Origin of the sequence: Buttiauxella sp. S19-1 (genome assembly GCF_022134725.1) — a bacterium.
GTDB classification, from domain to species: Bacteria; Pseudomonadota; Gammaproteobacteria; order Enterobacterales; family Enterobacteriaceae; genus Buttiauxella; species Buttiauxella ferragutiae.
In genome coordinates this window covers 1-2,808 of the sequence record NZ_JAHWLU010000215.1, presented here as the reverse complement: position 1 = coordinate 2,808, position 2,808 = coordinate 1, and the positions used below count along the sequence as shown (strand labels likewise).

General features: G+C 51.0%; 2 protein-coding genes and 1 pseudogene. 2 read left to right on the top strand and 1 reads right to left on the bottom strand.

All coding sequences use genetic code 11. From position 1 onward, the window contains the following. Positions 1 to 284 precede the first annotated feature (284 nt). Positions 285 to 1,055, top strand: a complete 771-nt coding sequence (gene cobA, locus MES37_RS23950; protein ID WP_064544050.1) for a uroporphyrinogen-III C-methyltransferase — start codon at positions 285 to 287, stop codon at positions 1,053 to 1,055. 14 nt (positions 1,056 to 1,069) lie between these two features. After that, positions 1,070 to 2,146 carry a threonine-phosphate decarboxylase CobD gene (gene cobD, locus MES37_RS23945; RefSeq protein ID WP_133522896.1) on the top strand — a complete coding sequence of 359 codons (1,077 nt, stop codon included), beginning with the start codon at positions 1,070 to 1,072 and terminating at the stop codon, positions 2,144 to 2,146. Between the two features lie 557 nt (positions 2,147 to 2,703). Here the strand turns inward: cobD and MES37_RS23940 are convergent. Then, positions 2,704 to 2,808: pseudogene (locus MES37_RS23940) on the bottom strand (IS110 family transposase); the annotation flags it as partial.

Sequence of the window (2,808 nt, the reverse complement as noted above, 5' to 3'; positions counted from 1 at the left end):
CTATATAAATAGGTGTCAGGTGATTATGGGTTTTTTAGTTAATAAGATGTTAATATTGATGTGTTAATTTGCTATGTCGGCAGAAAACAGACTTAATTAAATTAATCATTAGTCTCTATTTGCCGATTTTTGATATTTGCGTATGAGAACTTTCTTTAAACTCAATAAATAATGAGAAGCCCATCAAGTATTTTTAAAGAAGACTCCTGAATAATGTGCGTGAATTTAAGCGCCAAATTACGATGTTGCCGTTAATTTTAATACTGACCATTTAGGATGATTCTATGAATGAAGGGAAAGTCTGGCTTGTTGGTGCTGGCCCCGGTGATGTTTCTTTAATTACCGTAAAAGGATTACATGCGATCCGTCACGCAGAAGTGATTGTTCACGACCGGTTAGTTAACCCTGAACTATTAAAACAGGCGCCAAAAAACTGTCTCATTATTAACGTTGGTAAAAACCCCAATCACCACCCGATTCCTCAGTCAGAAATTAATGCCATCCTCGTGGAATATGCCCGCATGAACAAACAGGTTGTCCGTCTAAAAGGCGGGGACCCGTATGTTTTTGGCCGTGGCGCGGAAGAAGTGGAAGAACTGGCCAAAGAAGGGCTGAAATTCGAGGTGGTACCTGGCATCAGTTCCGCGATTGGCGGCTTAGTGTACGCGGGGATCCCGGTGACGCATCGCGATTACGCCTCCAGTTTCCATATCATTACCGGCCATATGTGCCAGGGGAATGACCCGCAAAACTGGCATGCCTTTGCGCAGCTCGACGGCACGCTGGTTATCCTGATGGGAATGACCCGGCTGAGCGAAATTTGCCAGCAACTCATCGCCGGTGGAAAGTCAGCAGACACGCCAGCTGCGGTGGTGATGTACGCCAGCCAGGCACGCCAGCAAGTGGCGCGGGGAACACTTGCCACCCTTCATCTGGAAGTTGAGCGTCAACAACTTCACGCCCCGGCACTGATTGTTATCGGTGAGGTGGTGAATCTGCATGACGTGTTAGCGTTTACGGCCACCCAGATAGAGATCCAGGATATGGTCTGCTAATGCGGGAGCGGCCAATGAGTGAACATGGTGGGAATAGTGTCGAAATCGCCCAACAGCTCGGTATTGCGCCAGAAGCTCTGCTGGATTTCAGTGCCAATATCAATCCGCTGGGTTTATCTGCACGAGTTAAGTCGCTCATCACTACTCATCTGGAACTTATTGAGCGCTATCCGGATGTTGAATATCGTCACCTTCATCAGGCGCTGGCGTCGGCCAATCACTGCGATGTTGAACAGGTTATTGCCGGTAATGGTGCCACGGAACTGATTTACGGCCTGGTGCGTGCGTTATCGCCACGCAGCGCCATGCTTCTGGTGCCCGGTTTTGCGGAATACCGCCGGGCGCTGGCGCAGCAGGGTTGTCGGGTAATTGAATATCGCTTAGAAGAGTCACAGGGTTTTCAGCCCGATCAACAACTGCTAGAAGCTGTTCGTCAACAACGGCCTGACTGCCTGTTTATTGCCACGCCGAATAATCCAACAGGGTTGATGCCCGACGCGCAGCTGTTAAATGAACTGGCAGAACTGTGTGAAACGAGCCAGATAGCGCTGATTGTTGATGAAGCTTTTATTGATTTTCTTCCTCAAGGATCAAGCCTGGCTGCGCGTTTGGTGCATTCGAATTATCTCTATCTGTTACGTTCGCTGACCAAATTTTTTGCCATTCCGGGTCTGCGGCTTGGCTATTTGCTAAGTGGTAACCGGGCGACTATTCGTCATCTGAAAGATAACCGCGAGCCCTGGTCGATAAATGGGCTTGCTGCACTCGTGGGTCAGCACTTATTGACTGATGACGATTACATCAATTTGAGCCACCAATATATTGCCCGCCAGCGGGAATATTTATGGCACGCCCTGAAGCAATTTACGTCACTGGTGGTCTGGCAACCTACCGCCAACTACTTGTTTTTCAAATGTACCCATCAACACATTAACCTGAAATCGGCGCTGTTAGCGCAGCGTATTCTTATTCGCCACTGTGAAAATTATCCGGGGCTTGATAGCCATTTCTATCGGGTGGCCGTTCGTCGCGAAGATGAAAACCGGCAGTTGATTCAGGCGCTGAGCCAGATATTAACGCCTGATTCATAAGTGAAACCTCTCCAGAGGCCGGATAAGCGCAGCGACCTCCGTCACCCTCGGCGTAACTGGTGGATGACGCTGGCGCTTATCCCCCCTACAACGACTATCCCGTAGGCCGGATAAGCGCAGCGACCTCCGTCACCCTCGGCGTAACTGGTGGATGACGCTGGCGCTTATCCCCCTACAACGGCTATCCCGTAGGCCGGATAAGCGCAGCGACCTCCGTCACCCTCGGCGTAACTGGTGGATGACGCTGACGCTTATCCCCCTACAACGACTATCCCGTAGGCCGGATAAGCGCAGCGACCTCCGTCACCCTCGGCGTAACTGGTGGATGACGCTGACGCTTATCCCCCCAACAACGACTATCCCGTAGGCCGGATAAGCGCAGCGACCTCCGTCACCCTCGGCGTAACTGGTGGATGACGCTGACGCTTATCCCCGCTACAACGGCTATCCCGTAGGCCGGATAAGCGCAGCGACCTCCGTCACCCTCGGCGTAACTGGTGGATGACGCTGACGCTTGTCCCCATACAACGGCTATCCCGTAGCTACCGTCTTGAACGTCAAGCGGTAGCTGCATAATTTTCATCCCATGGTAATCGGGTTTTCAGTACGCCGAAGCACATATGTACCAGCTTACGCATCACTGCACCCAGGGCCGCTTTTTT